This window comes from Agrobacterium tumefaciens (assembly GCF_005221385.1).
Lineage (GTDB): Bacteria > Pseudomonadota > Alphaproteobacteria > Rhizobiales > Rhizobiaceae > Agrobacterium > Agrobacterium tomkonis.
In genome coordinates this window covers 101,107-123,959 of the sequence record NZ_CP039904.1, presented here as the reverse complement: position 1 = coordinate 123,959, position 22,853 = coordinate 101,107, and the positions used below count along the sequence as shown (strand labels likewise).

Annotated in this window: 26 protein-coding genes; 7 read left to right on the top strand and 19 right to left on the bottom strand. The window is 59.4% G+C overall.

Annotation, left to right across the window (positions count from 1 at the left end; translation table 11 throughout):
* Window positions 1-8: 8 nt before the first annotated feature.
* Together CFBP6623_RS15800 and CFBP6623_RS15795 are read right to left on the bottom strand one after the other, a co-directional pair.
* Entirely contained in the window at window positions 9-746 is a 738-nt protein-coding gene (locus tag CFBP6623_RS15800; protein WP_046800397.1) for a FadR/GntR family transcriptional regulator, read from the bottom strand.
* An 89-nt stretch (window positions 747-835) separates the two neighbouring features.
* Window positions 836-1,633: an NAD-dependent epimerase/dehydratase family protein gene (locus CFBP6623_RS15795; RefSeq protein ID WP_046800398.1), complete on the bottom strand. Its 798-nt coding sequence runs from the start codon at window positions 1,631-1,633 to the stop codon at window positions 836-838.
* A 137-nt stretch (window positions 1,634-1,770) separates the two neighbouring features.
* On the opposite strand from CFBP6623_RS15795, the gene kduI reads away from it, so the two are divergent.
* The 6 genes from kduI to CFBP6623_RS15765 all read left to right on the top strand — a co-directional run bounded on the left by kduI (window position 1,771) and on the right by CFBP6623_RS15765 (window position 7,613).
* Window positions 1,771-2,595 (top strand): 5-dehydro-4-deoxy-D-glucuronate isomerase, encoded by an 825-nt coding sequence (kduI, locus tag CFBP6623_RS15790; protein WP_046800399.1) that lies wholly within the window; start codon window positions 1,771-1,773, stop codon window positions 2,593-2,595.
* On the top strand, window positions 2,592-3,335 hold the full coding sequence (gene kduD / locus CFBP6623_RS15785; protein ID WP_046800400.1) for a 2-dehydro-3-deoxy-D-gluconate 5-dehydrogenase KduD: 744 nt from the start codon (window positions 2,592-2,594) through the stop codon (window positions 3,333-3,335). The genes kduI and kduD overlap by 4 nt, the downstream gene beginning before the upstream one ends.
* A gap of 114 nt (window positions 3,336-3,449) precedes the next feature.
* Window positions 3,450-4,361 carry a 5-dehydro-4-deoxyglucarate dehydratase gene (gene kdgD / locus CFBP6623_RS15780; protein WP_046800501.1) on the top strand — a complete coding sequence of 304 codons (912 nt, stop codon included), beginning with the start codon at window positions 3,450-3,452 and terminating at the stop codon, window positions 4,359-4,361.
* Between the two features lie 40 nt (window positions 4,362-4,401).
* Complete coding sequence (locus CFBP6623_RS15775; RefSeq protein ID WP_046800401.1) at window positions 4,402-5,538, top strand: D-galactarolactone cycloisomerase; 1,137 nt, start codon at window positions 4,402-4,404, stop codon at window positions 5,536-5,538.
* The gene (locus CFBP6623_RS15770; RefSeq protein ID WP_046800402.1) at window positions 5,535-6,413 is read left to right on the top strand and encodes an amidohydrolase family protein; all 879 of its coding nucleotides are present in this window, start codon (window positions 5,535-5,537) and stop codon (window positions 6,411-6,413) included. The genes CFBP6623_RS15775 and CFBP6623_RS15770 overlap by 4 nt, the downstream gene beginning before the upstream one ends.
* 105 nt (window positions 6,414-6,518) lie before the next feature.
* On the top strand, window positions 6,519-7,613 hold the full coding sequence (locus CFBP6623_RS15765; RefSeq protein WP_046800403.1) for a glycoside hydrolase family 88/105 protein: 1,095 nt from the start codon (window positions 6,519-6,521) through the stop codon (window positions 7,611-7,613).
* A gap of 59 nt (window positions 7,614-7,672) precedes the next feature.
* Here CFBP6623_RS15765 and CFBP6623_RS15760 read toward each other — a convergent pair whose 3' ends face one another.
* From CFBP6623_RS15760 to CFBP6623_RS15745, 4 genes are all read right to left on the bottom strand, one after another.
* Complete coding sequence (locus tag CFBP6623_RS15760; RefSeq protein WP_232370441.1) at window positions 7,673-10,177, bottom strand: TonB-dependent receptor; 2,505 nt, start codon at window positions 10,175-10,177, stop codon at window positions 7,673-7,675.
* 91 nt (window positions 10,178-10,268) lie between these two features.
* Window positions 10,269-11,219, bottom strand: a complete 951-nt coding sequence (locus CFBP6623_RS15755) for a FecR family protein (RefSeq protein WP_052760244.1) — start codon at window positions 11,217-11,219, stop codon at window positions 10,269-10,271.
* Window positions 11,216-11,740, bottom strand: coding sequence for an RNA polymerase sigma factor (locus CFBP6623_RS15750; RefSeq protein WP_046800404.1), 525 nt, complete (start codon window positions 11,738-11,740; stop codon window positions 11,216-11,218). Before CFBP6623_RS15750 ends, CFBP6623_RS15755 begins: the two co-directional genes overlap by 4 nt.
* A gap of 280 nt (window positions 11,741-12,020) precedes the next feature.
* Window positions 12,021-12,257 carry an acyl carrier protein gene (locus CFBP6623_RS15745; protein WP_046800405.1) on the bottom strand — a complete coding sequence of 79 codons (237 nt, stop codon included), beginning with the start codon at window positions 12,255-12,257 and terminating at the stop codon, window positions 12,021-12,023.
* Between the two features lie 311 nt (window positions 12,258-12,568).
* Here CFBP6623_RS15745 and CFBP6623_RS15740 point away from each other — a divergent pair, with 311 nt between their 5' ends.
* A complete protein-coding gene (locus tag CFBP6623_RS15740) occupies window positions 12,569-13,678 on the top strand; it encodes an acyltransferase family protein (protein WP_046800406.1) in 1,110 nt (369 codons plus the stop codon).
* A gap of 373 nt (window positions 13,679-14,051) precedes the next feature.
* Here the strand turns inward: CFBP6623_RS15740 and CFBP6623_RS15735 are convergent, their stop codons facing one another.
* The 13 genes from CFBP6623_RS15735 to CFBP6623_RS15685 all read right to left on the bottom strand — a co-directional run bounded on the left by CFBP6623_RS15735 (window position 14,052) and on the right by CFBP6623_RS15685 (window position 22,834).
* Window positions 14,052-14,339 (bottom strand): hypothetical protein, encoded by a 288-nt coding sequence (locus CFBP6623_RS15735; protein WP_046800407.1) that lies wholly within the window; start codon window positions 14,337-14,339, stop codon window positions 14,052-14,054.
* A 585-nt stretch (window positions 14,340-14,924) separates the two neighbouring features.
* Window positions 14,925-15,062 (bottom strand): hypothetical protein, encoded by a 138-nt coding sequence (locus tag CFBP6623_RS26850; protein ID WP_167379179.1) that lies wholly within the window; start codon window positions 15,060-15,062, stop codon window positions 14,925-14,927.
* A gap of 87 nt (window positions 15,063-15,149) precedes the next feature.
* Window positions 15,150-15,422: a hypothetical protein gene (locus CFBP6623_RS15730; RefSeq protein WP_046800408.1), complete on the bottom strand. Its 273-nt coding sequence runs from the start codon at window positions 15,420-15,422 to the stop codon at window positions 15,150-15,152.
* Window positions 15,423-15,568: 146 nt separating this feature from the next.
* Window positions 15,569-15,784 carry a hypothetical protein gene (locus CFBP6623_RS15725; RefSeq protein WP_046800409.1) on the bottom strand — a complete coding sequence of 72 codons (216 nt, stop codon included), beginning with the start codon at window positions 15,782-15,784 and terminating at the stop codon, window positions 15,569-15,571.
* A gap of 34 nt (window positions 15,785-15,818) precedes the next feature.
* A complete protein-coding gene (gene rpsU, locus CFBP6623_RS15720; RefSeq protein WP_046800410.1) occupies window positions 15,819-16,055 on the bottom strand; it encodes a 30S ribosomal protein S21 in 237 nt (78 codons plus the stop codon).
* A 27-nt stretch (window positions 16,056-16,082) separates the two neighbouring features.
* Window positions 16,083-16,370 carry a hypothetical protein gene (locus CFBP6623_RS15715; protein ID WP_046800411.1) on the bottom strand — a complete coding sequence of 96 codons (288 nt, stop codon included), beginning with the start codon at window positions 16,368-16,370 and terminating at the stop codon, window positions 16,083-16,085.
* 104 nt (window positions 16,371-16,474) lie between these two features.
* On the bottom strand, window positions 16,475-16,684 hold the full coding sequence (locus CFBP6623_RS15710) for a cold-shock protein (RefSeq protein ID WP_046800412.1): 210 nt from the start codon (window positions 16,682-16,684) through the stop codon (window positions 16,475-16,477).
* Window positions 16,685-16,950: 266 nt separating this feature from the next.
* The gene (locus CFBP6623_RS26845) at window positions 16,951-17,124 is read right to left on the bottom strand and encodes a hypothetical protein (protein WP_167379178.1); all 174 of its coding nucleotides are present in this window, start codon (window positions 17,122-17,124) and stop codon (window positions 16,951-16,953) included.
* Window positions 17,125-17,460: 336 nt separating this feature from the next.
* Window positions 17,461-18,696, bottom strand: coding sequence for a Gfo/Idh/MocA family protein (locus CFBP6623_RS15705; RefSeq protein ID WP_046800413.1), 1,236 nt, complete (start codon window positions 18,694-18,696; stop codon window positions 17,461-17,463).
* 19 nt (window positions 18,697-18,715) lie between these two features.
* The gene (locus CFBP6623_RS15700) at window positions 18,716-19,537 is read right to left on the bottom strand and encodes a sugar phosphate isomerase/epimerase family protein (RefSeq protein ID WP_046800414.1); all 822 of its coding nucleotides are present in this window, start codon (window positions 19,535-19,537) and stop codon (window positions 18,716-18,718) included.
* Between the two features lie 36 nt (window positions 19,538-19,573).
* The gene (locus tag CFBP6623_RS15695) at window positions 19,574-20,737 is read right to left on the bottom strand and encodes a dihydrodipicolinate synthase family protein (protein WP_046800415.1); all 1,164 of its coding nucleotides are present in this window, start codon (window positions 20,735-20,737) and stop codon (window positions 19,574-19,576) included.
* 10 nt (window positions 20,738-20,747) lie between these two features.
* Complete coding sequence (locus CFBP6623_RS15690; protein ID WP_167379177.1) at window positions 20,748-21,890, bottom strand: Gfo/Idh/MocA family protein; 1,143 nt, start codon at window positions 21,888-21,890, stop codon at window positions 20,748-20,750.
* Between the two features lie 245 nt (window positions 21,891-22,135).
* Entirely contained in the window at window positions 22,136-22,834 is a 699-nt protein-coding gene (locus tag CFBP6623_RS15685; RefSeq protein ID WP_046800417.1) for a TetR/AcrR family transcriptional regulator, read from the bottom strand.
* Window positions 22,835-22,853 lie beyond the last annotated feature (19 nt).

Genomic DNA, 22,853 nt, shown 5'->3' with positions numbered 1-22,853 from the left:
ATTGATTTTCAGCGCGGCGCACGCAGCATGGCGCGATAACGCGTCTGGCTGCTTTTCAGGTGGTTGCGCATGGCGCTTCGCGCCGCATCCTCGTTGCCGTCCTGTATGGCGATCAGGATCGCTTCATGCTCGCCGACGAGACGGCTGAGATCGGCGGGTGAAAGCACGGTTTCTGCGCCATTATCAGCTACGGCACGGCGCGGAATGACGGTTGGGCCAAGCACCTGCAGAAACTCGCTGAAGCGGGGATTGTTGGTCGCTTCGGCCACGGCAAGATGAAAGGCAAAATCGGCCTCGGCTGTCGGAATGCCCCTGGCGGCGCTGGCGCGGAAGGCATCGAAGGCCTCGATGATCTTTTCTTCCTGTGCCGGCGAGCGGCGAATGGCGGCAAGACCGGCGGCATCGCCTTCCACGGCGGTGCGCAGTTCCAGCATTTCAATCAGCGAGGAAACCCGGGCGAGATCGATATTGTGAAACGGCCGCCGCTCGACGGGTGCGGGCTCCAGCACGAAGACGCCGGCGCCCTGACGTGGCTCGACCAGACCGTCGGAGCGCAGCGAGGCGATGGCCTCGCGCACCACGGTGCGGCTCACCCCAAATTCCTGCGTCAGCTGCGCTTCTGATGGCAGGCGGTCGCCCGTCTTGTAACGGCCCTTGGCGATCTGGCTGCGGAGTTCCTCCGAAACCTTCACCACAAGCGTCTTGGCTTGCGGAGCTGCCGGTTCGGAGGTTGTCGCTTTTGTCATCTGTGTCGCCGTTCTAAAAAGGATGCGGGGTTGCTTCCGGAAGTCCTCGATACGTTATTCGCGGCCCGGCTTGCAATCCCGCTGATCACTCAGCTCTGCTTGAAGATCGGGTTGTCGACAAACGTGCCGCCCTGAAACCGCACCAACGCATCCTTCGGGTCCGGCGGCGGGGTCGTCTCGGCTATATGCTGCCGGAAGGCCTCGGCATTGTCCTTCGGCTTCCAGCCCAGAAAGCCGAGATGCGAATTGTCCCACCAGCCGGCATCATTGGCCGACGCGCCCCAGACGACCGGGCAGCCGAGAACAGGTGCGCGAAACACCGCCTCGATCAGCGACACGAAATCGTCGTGGGAAAACCAGGTGGACAGCATGCGGTAATTGTTGGGCACCGGCGTGCAGGAGCCGATGCGCACCAGCGCCGTCTCCTGCCCGAATTTATCGAAATACATGCGGGCGAGGTTTTCACCGAAACATTTGGAGACGCCGTAAAGTCCATCCGGCCGCACGGGAACGTCGGGGCCGAGCCGCTCGGTTTGCGGGTAATAACCGATCGTATGGTTGGAACTGGCAAAGACGATCCGCGGCTGGCCGTGGGCGCGGGCGGCCTCGTAAAGATTATAAAGCCCGATGATATTGCCCTGAAGGATCTGCTCGAAGGGCTTTTCCACGGATATGCCGCCCAGATGAACGATACCGTCGCAACCGGCAACCATCGCATTCACGGCATCCGCATCCGCAAGGTCGCATTGCACACATTCCTCGTTCGGCCCTGCCGGATCGAGCGGGGAGAGATCGGCAAGACGCAATATCTCGGCCATGGGTGCGAGGCGCTCACGCATGACGCGGCCAAGCTGGCCCGCCGCACCGGTAACAAGAAGCCGTTTCATTGCCATTCTCCCTGAGCTTTGCCGTCTGCAACGCGGTCGAGATACGGCGGCGCCTCTTGACCTTGTCATACAGATCGTACAAAAAGCGGATAACATATATTATGTGCCATACGCAACAATCATGAAGGATGAGTTTGATGTTGACCGTCGAAACAAGGCAGGCCGTGAACCCGGAATATGCAAAGACGCTGGATACCGAAGGGCTCCGCCGGCATTTCCTCGCCAACGACATGTTCCGTTCCGGTGAAATCAGGCTGATCTATACACACTATGACCGGTTCGTCATGGGCGGTGCGGTGCCAAATGGCGCGCCGCTGACGCTGGACAAGGTGGAGGAAACCAAGACGCCGTCCTTCCTCGACCGGCGCGAAATGGGCATCGTCAATATCGGCGAGAGCGGCACTGTCAGCGCGGGCGGGCAGACCTACACGCTTAATCGCGGCGATGTGCTTTATCTCGGTGCCGGTAGCGGTGCTGTCACCTTTGACGGGGCAGGCCGATTCTATATCACCTCCTGCCCGGCGCATCGCAGCCTGCCGGCCAAGCTCGTCACGCTTGCCAATAGCAAGGAAGTCAAGCTGGGCGCGACGGAAACCTCCAACAAGCGCACCATCAACCAGTTCATTCATCCGTTGGTCATGGAAAGCTGCCAGCTGGTGCTGGGTTATACGATGCTGGAGGACGGCTCGGTCTGGAATACCATTCCCTCGCACATCCATGATCGCCGCATGGAGGCCTATCTCTATTTCGGCATGGATGAAAAGTCGCGTGTGCTGCATCTGATGGGTGAGCCGCAGGAAACCCGCCATCTGTTCATTTCCAATGAGGAAGGCGCCATTTCGCCGCCCTGGTCCATCCATTCCGGCGCGGGCATCGGCTCTTACACCTTCATCTGGGCCATGGCCGGCGACAATGTCGATTACACCGACATGGACTTCATTCAGCCGGGGGATCTGAAATGAGAAACCCCTTTTCGCTTGAAGGGCGCAAGGCGCTTGTGACGGGCGCAAATACCGGTCTCGGCCAGGCGATTGCGGTGGGTCTCGCCGCCGCTGGCGCGGAGGTGGTCTGCGCCGCCCGTCGCGCGCCGGATGAAACCCTTCATCTCATCGCAAAGGATGGCGGCAAGGCGAGTGCGCTGCTCATCGATTTTGCCGATCCGCTGGCGGCGAAGGACAGTTTTGCTGACGCCGGTTTCGATATTCTCGTCAACAATGCCGGCATCATCCGCCGCGCCGATTCCGTCGAGTTTTCCGAGCTCGACTGGGATGAGGTGATGGACGTCAATCTCAAGGCGCTGTTTTTCACCACGCAGGCTTTCGCAAAAGAGCTGCTGGCGAAGGGCCGCTCCGGCAAGGTGGTCAATATCGCCTCGCTCCTGTCGTTTCAGGGTGGCATTCGCGTGCCGTCCTATACGGCGGCGAAACACGGCGTGGCTGGTCTCACCAAGCTTCTGGCCAATGAGTGGGCGGCCAAGGGCATCAATGTGAATGCCATTGCCCCCGGTTATATCGAAACCAACAATACTGAGGCGTTGCGTGCGGATGCCGCCCGCAACAAGGCCATTCTCGAGCGCATTCCGGCGGGCCGCTGGGGGCACTCGCAGGATATCGCCGGAGCGGCGGTATTTCTGGCGTCGCCGGCGGCGGATTACGTGCATGGCGCCATTCTCAATGTCGATGGCGGCTGGCTGGCGCGATAATCTGTGACAGATTTTCAAAATTCATCATACAAGATGTATGATGAGTTGTTGACAAAGATGCGGCAAGCGGCTTAGGTGGCTTTCAGTCAGTGAACTTGCAGAGGAATTTCGATGATGAACCCTGAACAAATCAAGACGGCGCTCGGCTCCGGTCTTTTGTCCTTCCCGGTCACCCATTTTGATGCCGAGGGTCGTTTTGCGGCCGATAGCTACAGGGCGCATGTCGAATGGCTCGCCGGTTATAAAGCCCCGGTGCTGTTTGCCGCCGGCGGCACGGGCGAATTCTTCTCGCTGAAGCCGGATGAAATCCCCACCATCGTTTCCGCCGCCAAGGAAGTGGCCGGCGAAACCGCCATCGTTTCGGGCTGCGGTTACGGCACCGAGATCGCAGTCGACATTGCCCGCTCGGTGGAAAAGGTCGGTGCCGATGGCATTCTGCTTCTGCCGCATTATCTCATCGATGCGCCGCAGGAAGGGCTCTATGCCCATATCAAGAAGGTTTGTCAGTCGGTGGGCATCGGCGTCATGGTTTATAACCGCGACAATTCTGTGCTGCAGGCCGATACGCTGGCGCGTCTTTGCGACGAGTGCCCGAACCTTGTCGGTTTCAAGGATGGCACCGGCGATATCGGCCTCGTGCGCCAGATCACCGCCAAGATGGGCGACCGCCTGATGTATCTCGGCGGCATGCCGACGGCGGAACTGTTTGCCGAAGCCTATCTCGGCGCCGGTTTCACCACCTATTCCTCGGCGGTCTTCAACTTCGTACCCGGCCTTGCCAATGAGTTCTATGCGGCGCTGCGTGCCGGCGAACGCGCCACCTGCGAACGTATCCTCACGGATTTCTTCTATCCGTTCATGGCCATCCGCAACCGCGCCAAGGGTTATGCCGTCTCCGCCGTCAAGGCTGGTGTTCGCCTGCAGGGCTTCAATGCCGGTCCGGTGCGTGCGCCGCTGAAGGACCTGACCAATGAGGAAATCGGCATGCTCGAAGCCCTGATCGGCACGCACAAGCGTAAAGCCTGATCACACGGGGGCCTGATTACGGCATAACGGGAGGCGAGCCATGAAAATCACTGCGGTGCGCACGCATCTGCTCGAACACCGGCTGGACACGCCGTTTGAAAGCGCTTCCATGCGCTTCGACCGCCGCGCCCATATTCTGGTGGAGATCGAATGCGATGACGGAACGGTCGGCTGGGGCGAATGCCTCGGCCCGGCCAGACCGAACGCCGCCGTGGTTCAGGCTTACGCCGGCTGGCTCATCGGCCAGGACCCGCGTGAGAATGAGAAGCTCTGGGCCGTGCTTTATAATGCCCTGCGCGATCAGGGCCAGCGCGGCCTCAGCCTCACGGCGCTTTCCGGCATCGATATCGCGCTCTGGGATATCAAGGGCAAGCATTACGGTACCTCCATCTCCATGCTGCTTGGCGGGCGCTGGCGCGAAAGCGTGCGCGCCTATGCCACCGGCAGCTTCAAGCGTGATGGTGTCGACCGCGTTTCCGACAATGCCTCGGAGATGGCGGAGCGGCGGGCGGAAGGCTTTCATGCCTGCAAGATCAAGATCGGTTTCGGCATCGAAGAAGACCTCCGGGTCATCGCCGCCGTGCGCGATGCGATCGGGCCGGATATGCGGCTGATGATCGACGCCAATCACGGTTATACCGTCACCGAAGCCATAATGCTCGGCAACCGCGCTGCCGAATATGGCATCGACTGGTTCGAAGAGCCTGTTGTTCCCGAACAGCTGGATGCCTATCAGCGGGTGCGGGCCGGTCAGCCGATCCCGGTTGCGGGCGGTGAGACCTGGCATGGGCGTTATGGCATGTGGCAGGCGCTTTCCGCCGGTGCCGTGGATATTCTCCAGCCCGATCTCTGCGGCTGCGGCGGTTTTTCCGAAACGCAGAAGATCGCCACGCTCGCCACGCTGCATGGCGTGCGTATCGTGCCGCATGTCTGGGGCACCGGTGTGCAGATCGCCGCCGCGCTGCAATTCATGGCGGCGATGACGCCCGATCCGGTTCGCGTCAATCCGATAGAGCCGATCATGGAATTCGACCGCACCTATAATCCGTTCCGGCAGGCGGTTCTGAGCAAGCCGATCGAGGCGATCAATGGTGTAGTCGCCATTCCCGATGGTCCGGGTCTCGGCATAGAAATCAACCGTGATGCCCTCACCGAATTCAGGATGCCGGACGCATGAGTGAGCTTGAACGCCAGCTGACGGGTGAAGCGCCGAAGCCTGCTTTTCCGAAGGGCGCCGTCGATACGCAGATGCATCTCTATCTGCCCGGCTACCCCGCCTTGCCGGGCGGGCCGGGCCTGCCGCCGGGCTCGCTTCCCGGTCCCGCCGACTATCGCAAGCTGATGCAATGGCTCGGCATCGACCGGGTCATCATCACCCAGGGTAATGCCCATCAGCGTGACAATGCCAATACGCTTGCCTGCGTTGCTGAAATCGGCGAGGCGGCCCGCGCGGTTGTCATCATTGATGCGAGCACCACCGAAAAGGACATGGAAATCCTCACCGCTGCCGGTACCGTCGGGGCGCGTATCATGGACCTGCCGGGTGGTGCGGTGAACCTGTCCGAACTGGAAGTGGTGGATGAGCGGGCGCACGCCGCAGACTGGATGGTGGCGGTGCAGTTTGATGGCAATACGCTGCTCGATCACCTGTCGCGCCTTCAGAAAATCCGCTCGCGCTGGGTGTTCGATCACCATGGCAAGTTCTTCAAGGGCATCAAAACTGATGGCCCGGAAATGGCAGCACTTCTAAAACTCATCGATCGCGGCAATCTCTGGTTCAAGTTTGCCGGCGTTTACGAAAGTTCGCGTGAGAGCTGGCCCTATGAAGACGTCGCCGCCTTTTCGCGGGTGATTGCGGCCCATGCGCCGGAACGCATCGTCTGGGGCACCAACTGGCCACATAACTCCATCAGGGAGACCTCAGCCTATCCCGATGATGCAAGGCTTGCAGAACTGGTTCTTGGCTGGCTGCCGGATGACGCTGCGCGCCAGCGTGCACTGGTGGATAATCCTGAGGCCCTGTTCAAGCTGCCACCATTCGCTGCGGCATAATTTCGGTCGGGGACGATTGGGCGGGGATGCTTCACCGTCCCTTCCTGAGTGAAAGGTTTTTCGTATGCCGGCCCGGTGCGCCATGGAAATTTGTTGAGAAAACTTATGAAAGCCACTGATTATTTTGACCAATTCTCGAAACGATACCGGCACTACAAGGGTGGTAGCTGGTGTTACGAGGATGGGTGTATCTATCGGGGGCTGCAGCTTCTGTTTCAGGCGAGCGGGGACCGGCGCTGGAGCGATCATCTTCATCGTCTGGCTGATGCTCAGATATCGGCCGATGGAATGCTCGCCGGCTACGCGCCGGAGGAATATAATATCGATCATGTTCTTGCCGGGCGGGTCCTCTTTCCGCTGGCGGCGAAAACGGGTGAGGCGCGTTATCTGGCCGCCGCAGAACATCTGGCAGGCCAGCTCCGCAGCCATCCGCGCATCAAGGCGGGCAATTATTGGCACAAGAAGCGTTACCCGCATCAGGTCTGGCTGGATGGGCTTTATATGGGGCTGCCTTTCCAGATCGAATATGCACAGGCAACTGGCCGCACCGAACTGATCGATGATGCGCTTCGGCAATTCGCAACCGCGCTTGCGCTGACGGCCGATGCCGGCGGGCTTTACGTCCATGGTTATGATGAAAGCCGCGACCAGCGCTGGGCCGATCCTGCAAGCGGCAAATCGCCGGCCATCTGGGCGCGTGCGGTGGGCTGGCTTGCGATGGCGCTGGTGGATGCGCTGGTCATCCTGCCGGATGACGACAGGACGGCGGAGCTTCGGGAAAAGACGCGTCTGCTTCTGACCGGACTTGTTGCACGGCAGACGCGAAACGGTTTGTGGATGCAGGTGCTCGATAATCCGGCCCTTGCCGGCAATTACGAGGAGACCTCCGCCTCGGCAATGTTCGCTTACGCGTTGCTGCGGGCGAGCCGGCTGCGGCTTCTATCAGGTAAAGAGGCGGATGTTGCCCGCGCGGCTGGCCGTCGCGCGCTTGATGCATTGCTGGAGACGCGGCTCAAGGCTGACGAGGAGGGTGTCGTCCACCTTGCCGGCATCGTCCATGTCGCCGGCCTTGGCGGCTTCGAGGGCAATTATCGTGACGGCTCCCCGGACTATTACCTGACCGAGCCGGTTGTCTCCGATGACGCCAAAGGCGTCGGGCCGCTGATGATGGCCTACGCCGAAAGTCTGCTTGTGGATTGAAAAACGGGCGAGGGGGCGGAAACGGTTTCCGCCCCTTTGGTTTCCGCCTCTTATGGGGATCAGAATTTGCGGCTGATCGACAGCTTGAAATTGCGGCCCGGCTGGGCAGCGATGCCATCGCTGAGATAAGGGAAGTAATATTTGTCGAACAGATTTTCGACTGCGGCATGCACTTCCAGCCCGGCCATCATGCCTTCCTTCGGTGTCCAGTCGAGAGCGATGCCATGCACGGCGTAACCAAGGCTTTCCGGCCGGGCATAAAAAGAGCCCGTGCCCTGATTGACGGGCGTGCGCTCCTGATGGGCCACGAACTGCCCGTTCCAGCTGAGCGCCAGATCCCAGTCCGGCAGCTTGTAACCCAGTTGAAGGTTGGCGGTCAGCGGCGACAGGTCGTTCATATAGGTATCGGGACCATAGACGTCGTTGATCGCGCCGTTGCGGGAACCGTTCATCCAGGAGAGGCCGAGATTTCCGAAGACGTAGTCGGAATCGTAACTTGCCGAGAAATCGAGGCCGTAAATCTTGTAGGACGGTGTGTTCCAGTAGAAGGGCACATTCTTGACGCGGGCAAGGTTGGCGCTGCCGAACCGCCGGGTGATGGGATTGGTAACGTTGTTATAAAAGCCGCCGATCGAGGCCGTCAGGCTGTCGCCGTTCTGGAACACGTCATCGAAACGCTGGGAAACACCCAGATTGAAGTTGTTATTGCGCTCCACCTTCAGGTTACGGGAGGTTCCCGACGCCGTGGTTGCGAGACTCTGGCTTGAATAGAGTTCGTCGATGACGGGCGCGCGCATGGCATAGGCCCAGTCGGCAAAGAAGGTGGTGCCCGGCACCGCTTCCCAGCGCATGCTGAGAGCCGGCGTCGCGCCGCTGTGGGACACGGCCGAATAATCGTGACCGGCGGCCGGCGTGTTGTAGCGCGGCGCGGCATTGGGCACGCCTTGCGAGCGGATATGGTCGAACCTGATGCCCGGCGTCACCTTGAACGTGTCGGTCAGGCTGATCTCGTCGCGGAAGAAGGCGGCGATGGTTTCCTGCTTGCCTTCCGGTTTGATCCATGAGGCATAACGACCGTAATTATATTGGGCGCTGGTGCGGTTGGCGATGTCGTACATCCACGAGTCCCGCTCGTGGCGCATATATTGCACACCGTAATTGGCGACGTGGGACACGCCGCCGAGCTCGAAATTGGACGTGTTTTCCGCCTCCAGCTTGAAGTCGGTATATTTCGTGTCGTCCTGCATGCCGCCGAGCGAGCCTGTCGGAACGAAACCCGGAATGGCCGGACGGGTCATATCGAGGCTGGTGGCGGAAAAGCTCGCCATTGCCTTGAAATTCACAAGGTCGCTGTCGCCGTCATAGGAATATTTCAGCGTTGAGGAAAAATCCTCCATGTCACGCCAGGCCAGTGCCCTCAGCCGCGCCAGATCATAACCATAGGTCTTGATGGAGTAGGCCGTCAGACCGAGATCGCCGCGATTGGCGGCAAGCGGGCCGTAATCGCCAGATTTTCCGTAAATGACCGAAGCGCGCAGCTCATGGCCGTCATAGGCAGCACCGGCATTGGCGGAGAAAGAGGTGATCTTGTCGTTGGACGCGTCATAGACCTGACCGCCGCCGACGCGCATATTGTCGCTCTTGCGCCAGATCACCGAGGCAAGCCCGTCATAGGTCACGGGGCCGCCGAAATCGGATTTGCCGTAAATCGCCGCCGATCCGAGCTTCTGCTTGTTGGCCGACTGGAAGCTGGTCTTGCCCCATGCGCCGAAGCTCTGGCCCGGCTTCAGCATGTCGGAAGCTGTCTTGCTTTCCATGATGACGGTGCCGCCGAAACCGCCATTGCCGTAGCGGACGGATGTCGCGCCTTTCTGGATTTCCACGCGCTTGAGCAGTTCCGGGTCGATGAAGACGGTGCCCTGGTCGTAACGCTCGAAATTCTTCGGTGCGCCATCCAGCAGCAGCCGCACATCGGACTGCCGGGCAAAGCCGCGAATGGACGTGGATTGACCTTGCGAGCGCACGCCGCCGCTGGAGCTGACGCCCGGCGTTTTCTGAAGAAGTTGCGGCAGGGAGTTGGACTGTGCGGCCTCGATGGCGGCCTGATCGATCTCGACCACGCTTGGGGCATCGCCGTTGAAGACGCGTCCGCCCTTGAGCGTAATTGGTTGAAGCACGGTGCTTTCACCGCTCTCGGAGGCTGTGGCGGAACGGTTGGCCATTTCCATACGGACGGTTTTTTCGCCGATGAACTGGTAACGAATGCCGGTTCCCGAAAGCAGCCGCTCCAGCGCCTCGGCCGGTGTCATGGTTCCAGATACGGAAGCGCTTTTCAGACCCCTGGCGACAGAAGCGTCATAGACCATCTGCAGGCCGGACTGGCTGGCGAGACGATTGAGCGCGGTCGCCATGTTGCCGGCGGGCAGGTTGATCGCAACCTTCTGGGTTTGCTGTGCGGAGACCTGTGCGGGAATAGCCGCCACCGCCGCGCTGGCAAGCAAAAGCGAAAACAACGATGCGCGGGCGCGTGTCCTGTGGCGAAAAGCGGGTTGTGGTCTGGTCATTTCGGGCACCTCTCCGGGGCGGCAGATATTGTTCTGCTCCACGAACGAATGGGCCCGTTTTTTAAGGACACCCCCGGCGAAGAAATTTCACTCAATAAAGAACCGTCAGATAAGGGCCGGCTTTGACGACGCCGATTTCAAGCGCGGCGGCCAGATCCGCAAGAGCGGCATTTGGGTTGGAAAGGTCGAAATTGCCCGACAGCCGCTTTTGCCGCAGGCTCGGCCGCGTCACGACGATGCGGCCGGGCAGATAACGCTCGAAGGCTTCCACCACTTCGGCAAGCGGCCTGTCCTCGAAGATGAAGCGGCCGTTGCGCCATGCGGCAACGGAGGAGGGGTCGACCGTTTCGATGCTGCCAAGCTGGCCGTCGGGCGAATAATCGACGCGCTGGTTTTCATGAACCCGGCCATTCTGGCCCTGCTCGCCCGTTTCCACCTGCACGCTGTGTTCCAGCACCGTCACGCTCGTCGCTTCATTGCGCATATCGACGTCGAAGGCCGTCCCGAGCGCGGTGGTCGCGCCGCCTGCCGCCTCGACGGAAAAAGGCCTCGCCGCATCGGGAGCGACTTCCACGAAGATTTCCCCGCGCAGCAGCACAACGCGCCGCTCCTCTTTGGAGAAACGGAGTGCAATCGCGGAGTGGGCGTTCAGGGTGATGGTCGAGCCATCTGGAGTGGTGACGACCTGCCGTTCCGCCGTGCCGGACATATGGTCGGAACGCAGACGCATGGGCATGTCGGTGAGGTAAAAGGCGGAAAGCAGCGAGACGCCGGCAATGGCCGCCGCTGCCGCTTTGGCTTTGCCGCTGCCGCGCCTGCGCGTTGCCTTTGCCAGAAACGCCTGATCACCCGCCAGAAGGGCGCCGGCGTCGCCCATAAGACATCGGACACGCTCATAGGCCTTTGCATGTCGTTCATCCCCGGCGATCCAGGCATCGAAATGCGCTGAGAGCATGGGGTCGTCCGGGCTTTCCCGTCGCCGCAGGAACCAGTCGACGGCCTCTTCGCGCAACGTCGAGGCGCTTTTTGCCAATCCCGTCACAGCGTTTCCTCCAGGCATTCCAGGCAATGCAGATAGGCCTTGCGCAGATGACGATCGACCATGTTCTTGCTGATGCCGCTTCGCGCGGCGATATCGACCGAATTCAGGTTTCCGATGCTGCTGGCAAGAAAGACCTGCCGGCGCTGCAGCGACATGGACATGACGGCGCGGCGCAGCACTTTCAGGCGATGTTCCCGGTCGGCCAGGCTGTCGGCATCATTGACGGGCTGTGGCGCGGCAAGCGCTTCTTCCATGCTGCCGGAAAACAGCCTGCGCTCGAACTGTTCGCGGCGACGCCGGTCAATGCCGAGATTGGCGCAGGCGCGCACCAGAAAGGCGCGGATGAGCGAGGTATTTTCCGGGAGCCGGGGTTTGCCGGTCAGCCGCACGTAGAGATCGTGAACGATCTCCTGCGAAATGGCAGTCGTGTGTCCACGCCGGTTCATGGCCTTGCACAGTTCCTCATAATAGAGCTGTACGGCATCATCGATGAGTGCGCGGGACGTGGGCTTGCTCCACATGAGGCGGGTTCCCGGTCGGAAGGATTGAGCGATCCCGGGCTGCATAGGTGAAAAATCACCCCGTGGCAATAAACATGACTAATTTTATCATATATCTTTTGCGCCCAGCGAAAGATACGCCGGGAGGATGACGTCCGGCCGTATTTTTAGACGTCGCTCTGGTGAATATCACGGTCTGGCACAGGCCGCGCCGCCTGCGTCGAAACTCGACCCGTTGCGGCGCTGTTAGCGGCGGGGTAGACCAGCCGCTGCCGGGCAGGCCCTAAAACCAAGCCTCAAATCAAGCCTTGTTTTTTTCGATAAAGCGGATGGCGTCACCCACGGTCAGGATGGTGTTTGCGGCGGAATCGGGAATTTCCACGCCGAATTCTTCTTCGATTTCCATGACGACCTGGACGACTTCGAGGGAATCAGCACCGAGATCGTCAGCAAAATTGGCGTCATCGACGACCGTGGCGGGATCTACGCCAAGCTGGTCCACGATGATTTTTCTGATACGGTCTGCAATGCTGGACATAATGGGACTCCGCGAAAGTTGCCTGTCTCCGATCCGCCCGATCTGAATTTGCACCAGAGCATCCCTCACAAAAATCGAAGCCGGTTTTCGCGGGGCGTGATGCGCAAAGTCAAAGGGGCAAAGCATCGATGACATCCGGACGTAGCATGCCTTTAACGTCTGCGGAAGAGTGTCGGCCAAGGGGACGTGTTTCATAATATTGCGCAATGTATGCTGCGTTAAACAGTTTGTGACTGGAAGCGATGAACCGTTGCGCGATAAACCTCGTTTTTGTGGAATAACATCGTTCAGCCCCACCGAGCCTCAATGCCATGGTCCAATCGTCCCCGGAACGCTTCATATTGCTCGACGGCATAAGGGGTGTGGCTGCCCTCTTCATCGTTCACCGTCACGCCGAGCAGCTTTTCGGAAAAAGCACGGCGTCGAGCTATCTTGCGGTGGATCTGTTCTTTGCCTTGAGCGGATTCGTGCTGGCGCATGCCTATAGCAGGAAGTTGCTCGAGGGGTCGATTGCCCCCGGTTTTTTCATGAAGGCGCGCTTTGCGCGTCTTTATCCACTTTACGGGTTGGGGCTGGCCCTGATGGCTGCCTATTTCATCTGTCTTTATGTGCTGGGTCTGCCAACGCCGATCGATGATCTCCATCGCCATATCGATCCCGGCGAGCTGGCTTTCGCTCTGGTGACGGGGCTTCTTTTTCTGCCCGCTCCCTTCACGCTCACCCTCAACGGCGCGCTGTTTCTCGTCAGCCCGGCATGGTCGCTGTTCAATGAGCTGGTGGTGAATGCGTTTTATGCCCGCTGGGGCGTGCGGGCCACGACGAAACAGACGGCTGCGGTGCTGGCCGTCAGCGCCATTGTGCTGATGGTGGCCGCCGCTGAGTTTGGCCGGCTGCATGCGGGTTTTCGCTGGCATGAAATGTATGCCGGCATGGGACGGGTATTTTTCTCGTTTTTCGTCGGCGTGCTGATTTATCGTTACCGTAACCGCGTGCCGCAGCTGCGGCCGGTACAGGCTGCTCTTTGTCTTCTGCTGGTCTGCTTCATCCTCGCCGTGCCGATGACGCGGGAGCTTCGACCGTTTTTCGATCTTATGGTCGTGCTGCTCATCTGGCCGCTGCTTTTGGTCGTCGCAAGCCAGACGGTTCCGGGTCGCAGGACGGCACTGGTGTCGGTGTTTTTGGGCACGGCGTCCTATGCGGTGTATGTTCTGCATATTCCGCTTCTGGCCTGGACGGAGCTTCTGATGCCCGCGGTCGATGGGACAAACATGGCGTTGCCGGCCGGCATCGCTTTCCTGGTCGGGACGACCTGCCTGTCATGGTGGCTGACGGTGAATTATGATCAGCCCGTTCAAAAATGGCTGAAGAACCGTCTGAAAAAAGCCGCCCGAAATCAGCCGGACGGTTTGATCAAAGGCTAAATTTCTACGGCGTCAGTAATGGGCAAAGATCGGAGCCGTCAGCACGAAAGCCGCGACGAGGCTGATGATCGTCAGTTTCGCCGCTCGCATGCGCCGCATCCTGCGGCCGCTCCAGTCATACGTCATACTCCACCCTCCACGCAGACGCAAAACTTGCCGATATGAAACCCCGCTCGGGCATCGCCGCAAGCCAGTCGCGGTTCCCCGATGTCCGATGCTGCAAATTCCATACGGGGAGCGTCCCGTGTTGCGCTTGAACGCACGCAGGACGCTCCATTTCAGTCTTGCCTGATATACAGCATTTGCCAAGCCGTTATTTTCATCGGTGATTTTGAAGGTTGCTCTTCCTGCAAGGTGCGAGACAGCATTTTCCTCACCGGTAAAGCGGCGGCAAACCCTGGATCGCGTAACGCGGCAGCGGCTTCCAGGCTTTCACGCGTTCATGCTTGTGAACGCCGAACAGAAAAAGCATTTCCTCGGAAAGATCGGCAGGGTCGGTCAATCCGTCCTGAAACAGCTGGATCACCTTGCGGGCCGCATTATTATAAAGAAGGGCCTCATCATCGACGAGGTGGTGGTCATAACCGAGACCTTCGAGCACCGATTGAAGCATTTTCAGGTCTCTTGATGAGATGATGCAATTGTCGCATGTGGAAGACATGACGTCCTCCTTTCTGTGGAGTACACAAAGCCGGAGCGTCACGCGTCCATCCGGACGCTGTGCAAAGGACGCTTCAACGTTTTGAAACGACGGGCTCTTCCAAAGAAAACCATTTCCGGTGTCCCGGACGATGCTGCCGTGCATGTCGTGTAAAATTGCAAAACGGTCCTGTCGGTCAACGACATGCGCAGGACGAGGGGCTTTGGGACGGCATATCAGCCTGACGGCGGTAACGCCCATAAATTACCGATGGGGAATCGTGCGCCCTTTGGGGCTGATAGGCAAGTTAATTCGAATGCCGGTGACCCGTTCGGAGATATTTGTAATCTGCGGTATTGCGGGCAACAAAAAAGGCCGGGGCAATATTGCACCGACCTTCCTCATATCGCTTTCAACACCAGTGCCAGTACATCCGTGGTCAAAAGTCTAAAGCGACAAAAACAACTGCGAACGACAATTTCATTCGCGCTCACCAGCAGTTGCCATATGAGCTATGTAGGTGGGCAATGTGGCCAAAACAAGTCCGGCAGCTAAAAGGATGTTTTACCCTCTATAATTTGCCGGCGGCCAGCTGAGACCTCCTTGTTATTTCTTCTTGCCGTCCGCCGTCGTGGCGTTTGCGAACTTGACCTGCGAACCGGTCGGTGCTGCCGCCGCGGCTTTGGTCTTGTCCTTCTTCGGTTTGCGGACTTCCTTGTTGCTGCGCAATTGACCCTTGGCCATGGTGTTCTCCTCGTGTTGAAGCAGTATGTGATGTGACGCCTGGGCATCGTCGCTCAAGGCGGGCAGGGCCGGGAAGCGGTTTCACCGTCAGGACAGGCAAGGTCCCGTGAGTGACTGTTTCCCGAAGGACAGGGTCGGTTTGGACAGGCGGATGCGGCCCGCTGGAACGGTTCTCTTCGACACGTCGGTCTGGACGCCGAAATCCGGAAAGGCTGCAAAATAAGCGTCGCGATCCTGGCGAATGGCCGTTTCTTCAGCTGCGTTCAGCAGCAGGCGCAGCGACGCATTTTCCCGATACCCCGTGCCGCCGGTGCGGACGAGGTTGCGTGAAAGACTTGGTGAATAAAACTCGGAAGACATGACGTCCTCCTTTCGTTTGGGGCAAGGGCTGTCTGCCCTCAATCACCAGCGCCCTTCGACAGGTTGCTGACAGGCGAAAGGTGCGCCTGTTGCGTATAAGGTTCAAGAGGTTTTTCGAGTGGACGGCGGCAAAATGCGCAGCAGCGCTATTTTTTACCGGATGGCCTTTTGGCGGGTGGGTGCGGAGTGGCGGCGGTTGCCGCCTCCTGCGCTTCGCGAAGCTGGCGAAGCCGTTCCGTCTTGCGCGCACGCTGGTCGGATTCGGCAGTGATAATCTGTCTTGCCGCCTTGTCCGTCATCGATGCCTTATCCTGAGAGGACAGTTTTTCGGGTTTGAAAACAGCCTCTTTGGGTTCGGTCATGACGTTCTCCTTTGCGGGAAGGCAGGATTAGCAATTAGCGGGTGCGGGCAGCCTTTTTAGGAGCCGGCAGCAGTCCCTCGCGCTGCATCTTTTTTCTCGCCAGCTTGCGGTGGCGGCGTACGGCTTCGGCTTCTTCACGAACGCGCTTTGCCGACGGCTTTTCGTAAGCTTCACGAGCACGCATTTCGCGGAAAATACCTTCGCGCTGCATTCTCTTCTTCAAGACGCGAAGCGCTTGCTCGACATTGTTATCTCTGACGATGACCTGCAAAATATCTCCTTAAAGCAGCCGTTGCTGCTATTTTCTGACTTTGATCGTGTTCGAGTTGATCCAGCTGGATCCCGAAGCACGGGGTGCTAAACTTTCCGCATCCATTCCTCTCGATGAGGACGAAGCGGTATCGATTTCATCGGATGCAATGTTCCGTTCGAAGTTCTCGTTCTGAAAACGAACCCTGAAACGAACCAAACCCTGCGTTTCCGGCAAAACCATAATGATCCGGCCAGGCCCGCTGGGCTGATTGCTGCCAAGGACGCCCGCCTTGAGGACAATCGCATCGCCGGAGCGGTAAAGATTTTTGCGCATGAGGGCCTCCCATGGCCAAAAAAAGTAAAAGGCCGGGCTGAACCCGACCTCTCAGAATCATTCCGCTCCGCTGTCGTATTGACGCCAGCGGCGCGAATGAAAAATCAGGCAGCGCGCAGATTGTCGGCGGAGCTTTTGCCCGAGCGACGGTCCTGAACGATGTCGTAGGTGACCTTCTGGCCGTCATTCAGCGAACGCAGACCAGCGCGCTCAACTGCGGAGATGTGAACGAAAACGTCCGTGCCGCCGTTGTCAGGCTGAATGAAGCCGAAGCCCTTGGTGGCGTTGAACCACTTTACAGTACCAGTGTTCATAACGATTTCCTTTCGTAGCAATCGTTGTGGTTCCCGCGATACCTTGCGGGATTGGATCGATTATTTGAGAGGAAATCCAACGAGAGCACGGAGGCTGGAGCGTCGGTCACAAGCAATGGTCGATTGGGCAAATATAGCCGGAATTTTCAATTTTGCAACGAGGGCGCGGCGGAAAATACGTTCGTTCATCTTAGTATTTCTTGTAAGTAATTATTTTAAAACATTTTCTCCGATGCTTTGCCGCCGCGCGCCGCACGGAATACGTGTCAACCGGCGCCCGGCGAAACATCCTTCGAGTTGTCGCTGTCCGGCAGGCTGCCCGCGCCCGGCGTCTTGTCATAATCGGTGAGGGAGGGTTTGGCGTGTGGGCCGGCAGGCGGAATGTCACTGGCCTTGGAAGGGCCTTTTTCGTCTGTTTTCGGCTTTTTCTGCTGCGTCATGGCTTGTTCTCCTTTGCAGGGAAAACGCCGGGAGAAGCGCGAGGTTCCGCAGCTGTGCCCGGCTGTGGGCAGGTGCCAAGCCGTCAGCGGCGGGATCGCGGTTTTTTCTCGTCCCTGTTCATGTCGCGCCCAACCCATTTGAAGAAAACAAAGAGGCTGACGCCGATGATGATAAGCGGAACGAAGGATTCAAAACTGGACATAATTCACTCTCTCTTCCCCCGGTGATCATCTTACCGGTAAGGAAGAAGCGCGTAATCTGCGGAATATCGTCCGTTCTTTTTGCCAGTTGCAGCGCGCGTCCCGCTATCGAAGGGGCCGCGCGCCGAAGATTCTCTAGAGCGGCAGTGATTTCACCGCTTCGGAGCCGCCCTCACGGGCGCTCTTCAGCGCCGCCACGCCACAGAGAACCGACATCGCACCGGCCCGCGAACCGGCCCGCTGCCGCAGCCGGTCGTTCGAACCCGGCTTGAAGATCATGTCGCGCATGCGGTTGTCGCCGCCATAATGGCCGCCCGGCTCATGCGGCACCCAGATGTGCTCGACCCCGCCGCCGAAGCTTTTCACCAGCAGGATTTCGTCCGCCGGTGGCTCCGTCCAGGGCTGCTTTTCATATTGGCGCATTTCAATGCGGCCCTTATGGCCGTTGAAGGCGATATGATGACCTTCGATCGGCATATAGGTATTGAGCGAATAGGAAACCTGCACGCCGCTCGCATAACGGATCGAGGCGCTCATCGTATCCGGGATATCGATCTCCTCGCGGAAGACGCAGGCGTCACGCATATAGCCGTCCACGGTCGAAGGGTCCTCGTAAAGCGCGTCAAGGAAGGGATCGGCGCCGAGATCCATGAAATAGTCGCACTCATCCTTGTGCGGACAGGTGCGACAGCGCGTTCCGCGGAACGGGCCGTTCCTGCCATAATGCAGCAGCTGTCCGAAACCCTTCACTTCCACAGGGTCGGAATCGAGATACCAGTTCAGCAGATCGAAATGGTGGGTGGCCTTGTGCACGAACAGGCTGCCGGAATGTTCGGTAAAGGCGTGCCAGCGGCGGAAATAATCCGCGCCGTGCTGATTATCGAGATACCAGTGAAAATCGACTGACGTGACCGTGCCGATGGCGCCTTCGTCAATCAGTTCCTTGATACGCGCGGCGGTGGGAGAGAAACGATAGTTGAAGGAAACGTCGACCCGGCGGCCGCTTTTGGCCTCCGCCGCGCGAATGCGATCGATCTTTTCCGGGGTGGTGGTCATGGGCTTTTCGCTGATGACGTCGGCCCCGCCTTCGAGCGCGCGGATGATGATGTCGTCATGCGTGTCGTCAGGCGTGCAGACGATCACCAGTTCCGGGCGCTGTTCCAGCATCATCCGGTCGAAATCGTCGTAGAGCGGTGCGCTCGATCCCATCATGGTGCGGGCGCGTTCGGCGCGCATCAGGTTCAGGTCGCAAATGCCGACCAGCTCGACATAGTCGCTCCAGCCGGCCAGCAGTTCGCGGCCCCACATGGTGGTGCCGCGATTGCCGGTTCCGACCAGCGCATAACGTTTGCGTTTCACCCTTTCAGGCATTGTCTCTCTCCCGGATATCTCAACAAACAGTCTTGAAGCGCTCGACCACGGTGGCGAGAACCTCGTCCATCGGCCGCGCCTGCCAGCGATGCGAAAAGATTTCCACTTCCTGCGGGCCGTGGAAGCCGGCGGCCTCGATCATGGCGCGAAATGCCTTCAGGTCAATCACGCCGTCACCCATCATGCCGCGGTCATTGAGCGGATCGGTGGTGGGCACCAGCCAGTCGCAGATATGATGCGCGAGAATTTGCCCGTTTCTGCCCGCACGCGCCACCTGTTCCTCCAGTTCCGGGTCCCACCAGACGTGGTAGACGTCGATGGCAACGCCGGTGCCTTCCCCCAGCCGGTCGCAGAGATCAAGCGACTGTTTCAGTGTGTTGAAGCAGGCGCGCTCGGCGGCGTAAAAGGGGTGAAGCGGTTCGATGGCCAGTGGCACGCCGGCGTCCCGCGCATAGGGCAGAAGCTCGGCCATGCCGTCTTCCACCATCTGTCGCGCGCCTTTGAGGTCCCGTGAGCCGGCGGGCAGGCCGCCCACGACCAGCACGAGGCAATCGGCCTTCATGGCGGCGGCTTCATCGACGGCGCGTTTATTGTCCTCGATGGCGCGGCGGCGGCCTTCCGCATCAGGGGCGGGGAAAAAGCCGCCGCGGCAATGGCCGGAAAGGCGCAGGCCGTTCTGCTCGACAATGCGGGCGGCTTCCGCAAGCCCGACGCCGTGCACCTGTTCGCGCCAAGGCGAAATGGCGGTGATGCCATGCGCAAGGCAGGCATCAACAATGGCACCGAAAGCACCGCCCTGGCGCACGGTGGCGAAATTGATGGAAAGGCCTTCAAGACTCATCTTTGTATCTCCCCTTCTTTGCTCCAACGTCTCGCCTCACGCGATGCCTCTGACGGCCAGGAATGCCTTCATGCGGTGTGTGGCGAGATCCGGTTCGGCCAGCACATTGGCCTTGTCCGCCAGCCGGAAAAGTTCGGCGAAATGCTGCGTGGAGCGGGTGCTTTCCTGCCCGCCGACCATGGTGAAATGATCCTGCAACCCGTTGAGATAGGCGAGGAACACCACGCCGGTCTTGTAGAAGCGGGTCGGCGCCTTGAAGATATGGCGCGAAAGCGCCACCGTCGGTTCCAGAATGTCGAAGAATTCATTGTCCGCGCCGCACTTCAGGCTGGCGAGCGCCTTGGAGGCGGCCGGCGCAATGGCGTCGAAAATGCCGAGCAGTGCGTCCGAGTGACCTTTTTCGTCACCGGCGATCAGTTCCGCATAGTTGAAGTCGTCACCGGTATACATGCGCACGCTTGCCGGCAGGCGGCGGCGCATGACGATTTCCTTTTCCTTGGAAAGAAGCGAAATCTTGATGCCGTCGATCTTGTCGGCATTCTCCTCGATCATGGCAAGGCAGGTTTCCATCGCCTGCATATGGTCGGCAGAACCCCAATAACCCTCAAGCGCCGGATCGAACATTTCGCCCAGCCAATGGATCACCACTTTCTCGTCGGCATGGGATAAAACTCTGGCATAGGCCTTGAGATAATCATCCGGCGAGCGGGCGGCGGCGGCCAGCGCGCGGCTTGCCATCAGGATTACGCGCCCACCTTCTCGCTGAACAAAATCAAGCTGTTCCAGGTAAGAATCGATAATCTGGTTTAGATCGTAATCGCTGCCATTCAGATGGTCCGTGCCGACACCGCAGGCAATCAGCGCATCCTTGCGGCTGGCTGCTTCCTTCAGCGAACGGGAAATCAGTTCCTGCGCCTGCGGCCATGCCAGCCCCATGCCGCGCTGTGCCGTATCCATGGCCTCGGCGACACCGAGGCCGAGGTCCCACAGGCGATGGCGGAAGCGCAGGGTGGCGTCCCAGTCGATGGCGGGGTTAAGCCACGGGTCGTTATCGGCAAGCGGATCGGCCACCACATGGGCGGCGGCGAAGGCGATGCGGTTGAAATCCGCCGCACTGCGTTTTTCAACCGCGACCGGCGTGCCTGATAGGCTGTAGACCTCGATGCTGCGGTCTTCCTTCGGAAGCTTGAGTTCGCTCACGTCAGCCTCCTCAGGAAATGGCGGGAACGTCGAGCCAGCGGCGTTCCTTCCACGATCTCAGCCCCAGTTCCGCCAGCTGCACGCCCTTGACGCCTTCCATGAGGCCGTAGGGCCACGGGTCGTTGTCGACGAGATGGCGCACGAACATTTCCCACTGCGCCTTGAAGCCGTTGTCGTAGGTGACGTTATCAGGCACTTCCTGCCAGGTTTTGTAGAAATCGATGGTCTGCGGCTGGTCGGGGTTCCACACCGGTTTCGGCGTGTTGGTACGATGCTGGGTAAAGCATTTGGTCAGGCCCGCCACTGCCGAGCCGTGGGTGCCGTCCACCTGGAACGTCACGAGATCGTCGCGGCGCACGCGCACGGCCCATGAGGAGTTGATGTGGGCGATGGCGCCGCCCTCAAGCTCGAAGGTGGCATAGGCCGCATCATCCGCATCCGCCTTATAGGCTTTGCCCTGCTCATCGAAACGTTCCGGAATATGGGTGGCGCCAAGGCAGCTTACCGATTTCACCGGACCGAACAGGTTGTCGAGCACATAACGCCAGTGGCAGAGCATATCGAGAATGATGCCGCCGCCATCTTTCAGACGGTAGTTCCATGAGGGGCGCTGCGCCGGCTGCCAGTCGCCTTCGAAAACCCAGTAACCGAACTCGCCGCGCACCGACAGGATTTTGCCGAAAAAGCCACTGTCGCGCAGCATGGCCAGCTTGCGCAGGCCGGGCAGGAACAACTTGTCCTGCACCACGCCGTGCTTGATGCCGGCGCTTTCGGCGAGCCGGGCGATGGCCAGCGCCTCTTCCATCGTGTCGGAAATCGGCTTTTCGCAATAAACGTGTCTGCCGGCCTTGATGGCTTTCTCCAGCAGGCTGCCGCGCATCTGCGTCGTGCCGGCATCGAAGAACAGCGTATCGTCAGGGTTTGCCAGCGCCGCATCGATATCGGTCGTCCAGCGGGCGACATTGTGCTTCCTGGCGATTTCCTCGATCTTCGCACCATTGCGGCCGACCAGAATGGGGTCGAGCATGACCCTTTCGCAGTTCTTCAACAGCACGCCGCCCTGATCGCGAATAGCGAGAACGGAGCGCACGAGATGCTGGTTGTAACCCATGCGGCCGGTGATGCCGTGCATGATGACGCCGATACGTTTCATGAATTTCCTCCCAAGGCGACCTTTTCCCGAAAGCCGCTTCCGTCAAACATGGCAATTTGTAACCATTTGGTTATTTGTGGTCGTGAAGGATGCGATCTGTCAAGATGTTTTTGGCAGGAAAATCACATGCCGTGGCGGCGGCCGGAATAACGGCTTTGTGCCGCGTCGCAAAAGGAAACGACGCGCTTCGCGGATGCGAATGGCGCGTCGTCACTGTTGTTAAAGGATAATCCGGTTCCGCTGGTTCAGATCGGCCGCACTGCAGCAAGCAGGGTATCAACTATGTGCTGGCCCCAGCGTTCCAGCTCGGCAGGGTCGGTCAGGTCGCGCTGAAAGATCGTCGACAGCGTAAACCGGTTCGACAAATAGAACGCGCCGAGCGACGCTATGGTCAGATAGACGTCGATCGGATCGAGGCCGTCGCGGAATTCGCCCGTATCGCTGCCGCGCCGCAGCACGTCCTCAAGCTCGGAAATGAAATTCGAGTGCATGGCGGCAATCGTCGGAGATTGCTTGAGATAGCGGGCTTTATTGAGGTTTTCGGTGGCAAGGATGCTCAGGAATTCCGGGTGGTCGAGAAAATAATGCCAGGTGAAAAGCGCAAGTTCCCGCAACCCTTCCGATGGGGGCTTGCGGGTGAGATCGAGCCGCCGTTCGGTGTGGCGAATATGGCGATAGGCGTCTTCCAGAACGGCGAGATAAAGCGCATCCTTGTCACCGAAATAATGGTAGATCATGCGCTTGTTGGTGCCGGCGCGGCGGGCGACGACATCTATTCTTGCGCCTGCCAGTCCCTTGGCGGCCACCTCGCGGCGGGCGGCTTCAAGGATGGCGGCCCGGGTTCTTTCCGGGTTGCGGACCTGTGCGGTGGCGCGTTTGCGCTTGGGGGCAGGCGCTTTTTCCGGAGCCGGATCGGGTTGATGGTTTTTCGTGGTTTCTTCCATTTCAACACCCGCTTGACAA

Excerpts from the sequence above, each read along its gene's own strand:
- CFBP6623_RS15685 (WP_046800417.1), bottom strand. The coding sequence starts at position 22,834 with ATGGAAGAAACCACGAAAAACCATCAACCCGATCCGGCTCCGGAAAAA.
- CFBP6623_RS15750 (WP_046800404.1), bottom strand. The coding sequence starts at position 11,740 with ATGTGGAGCAAGCCCACGTCCCGCGCACTCATCGATGATGCCGTACAG.
- CFBP6623_RS15760 (WP_232370441.1), bottom strand. The coding sequence starts at position 10,177 with ATGACCAGACCACAACCCGCTTTTCGCCACAGGACACGCGCCCGCGCA.
- CFBP6623_RS15745 (WP_046800405.1), bottom strand. The coding sequence starts at position 12,257 with ATGTCCAGCATTGCAGACCGTATCAGAAAAATCATCGTGGACCAGCTT.
- CFBP6623_RS15740 (WP_046800406.1), top strand. The coding sequence starts at position 12,569 with ATGGTCCAATCGTCCCCGGAACGCTTCATATTGCTCGACGGCATAAGG.
- CFBP6623_RS15715 (WP_046800411.1), bottom strand. The coding sequence starts at position 16,370 with ATGCGCAAAAATCTTTACCGCTCCGGCGATGCGATTGTCCTCAAGGCG.
- CFBP6623_RS15730 (WP_046800408.1), bottom strand. The coding sequence starts at position 15,422 with ATGTCTTCCGAGTTTTATTCACCAAGTCTTTCACGCAACCTCGTCCGC.
- CFBP6623_RS15795 (WP_046800398.1), bottom strand. The coding sequence starts at position 1,633 with ATGAAACGGCTTCTTGTTACCGGTGCGGCGGGCCAGCTTGGCCGCGTC.
- CFBP6623_RS26850 (WP_167379179.1), bottom strand. The coding sequence starts at position 15,062 with ATGGCCAAGGGTCAATTGCGCAGCAACAAGGAAGTCCGCAAACCGAAG.
- CFBP6623_RS15770 (WP_046800402.1), top strand. The coding sequence starts at position 5,535 with ATGAGTGAGCTTGAACGCCAGCTGACGGGTGAAGCGCCGAAGCCTGCT.
- CFBP6623_RS15765 (WP_046800403.1), top strand. The coding sequence starts at position 6,519 with ATGAAAGCCACTGATTATTTTGACCAATTCTCGAAACGATACCGGCAC.
- CFBP6623_RS15710 (WP_046800412.1), bottom strand. The coding sequence starts at position 16,684 with ATGAACACTGGTACTGTAAAGTGGTTCAACGCCACCAAGGGCTTCGGC.
- kduI (WP_046800399.1), top strand. The coding sequence starts at position 1,771 with ATGTTGACCGTCGAAACAAGGCAGGCCGTGAACCCGGAATATGCAAAG.
- CFBP6623_RS15725 (WP_046800409.1), bottom strand. The coding sequence starts at position 15,784 with ATGACCGAACCCAAAGAGGCTGTTTTCAAACCCGAAAAACTGTCCTCT.
- CFBP6623_RS15735 (WP_046800407.1), bottom strand. The coding sequence starts at position 14,339 with ATGTCTTCCACATGCGACAATTGCATCATCTCATCAAGAGACCTGAAA.
- CFBP6623_RS15690 (WP_167379177.1), bottom strand. The coding sequence starts at position 21,890 with ATGAAACGTATCGGCGTCATCATGCACGGCATCACCGGCCGCATGGGT.
- kdgD (WP_046800501.1), top strand. The coding sequence starts at position 3,450 with ATGAACCCTGAACAAATCAAGACGGCGCTCGGCTCCGGTCTTTTGTCC.
- CFBP6623_RS15700 (WP_046800414.1), bottom strand. The coding sequence starts at position 19,537 with ATGAGTCTTGAAGGCCTTTCCATCAATTTCGCCACCGTGCGCCAGGGC.
- CFBP6623_RS26845 (WP_167379178.1), bottom strand. The coding sequence starts at position 17,124 with ATGACGCAGCAGAAAAAGCCGAAAACAGACGAAAAAGGCCCTTCCAAG.
- CFBP6623_RS15800 (WP_046800397.1), bottom strand. The coding sequence starts at position 746 with ATGACAAAAGCGACAACCTCCGAACCGGCAGCTCCGCAAGCCAAGACG.
- CFBP6623_RS15705 (WP_046800413.1), bottom strand. The coding sequence starts at position 18,696 with ATGCCTGAAAGGGTGAAACGCAAACGTTATGCGCTGGTCGGAACCGGC.
- CFBP6623_RS15775 (WP_046800401.1), top strand. The coding sequence starts at position 4,402 with ATGAAAATCACTGCGGTGCGCACGCATCTGCTCGAACACCGGCTGGAC.
- kduD (WP_046800400.1), top strand. The coding sequence starts at position 2,592 with ATGAGAAACCCCTTTTCGCTTGAAGGGCGCAAGGCGCTTGTGACGGGC.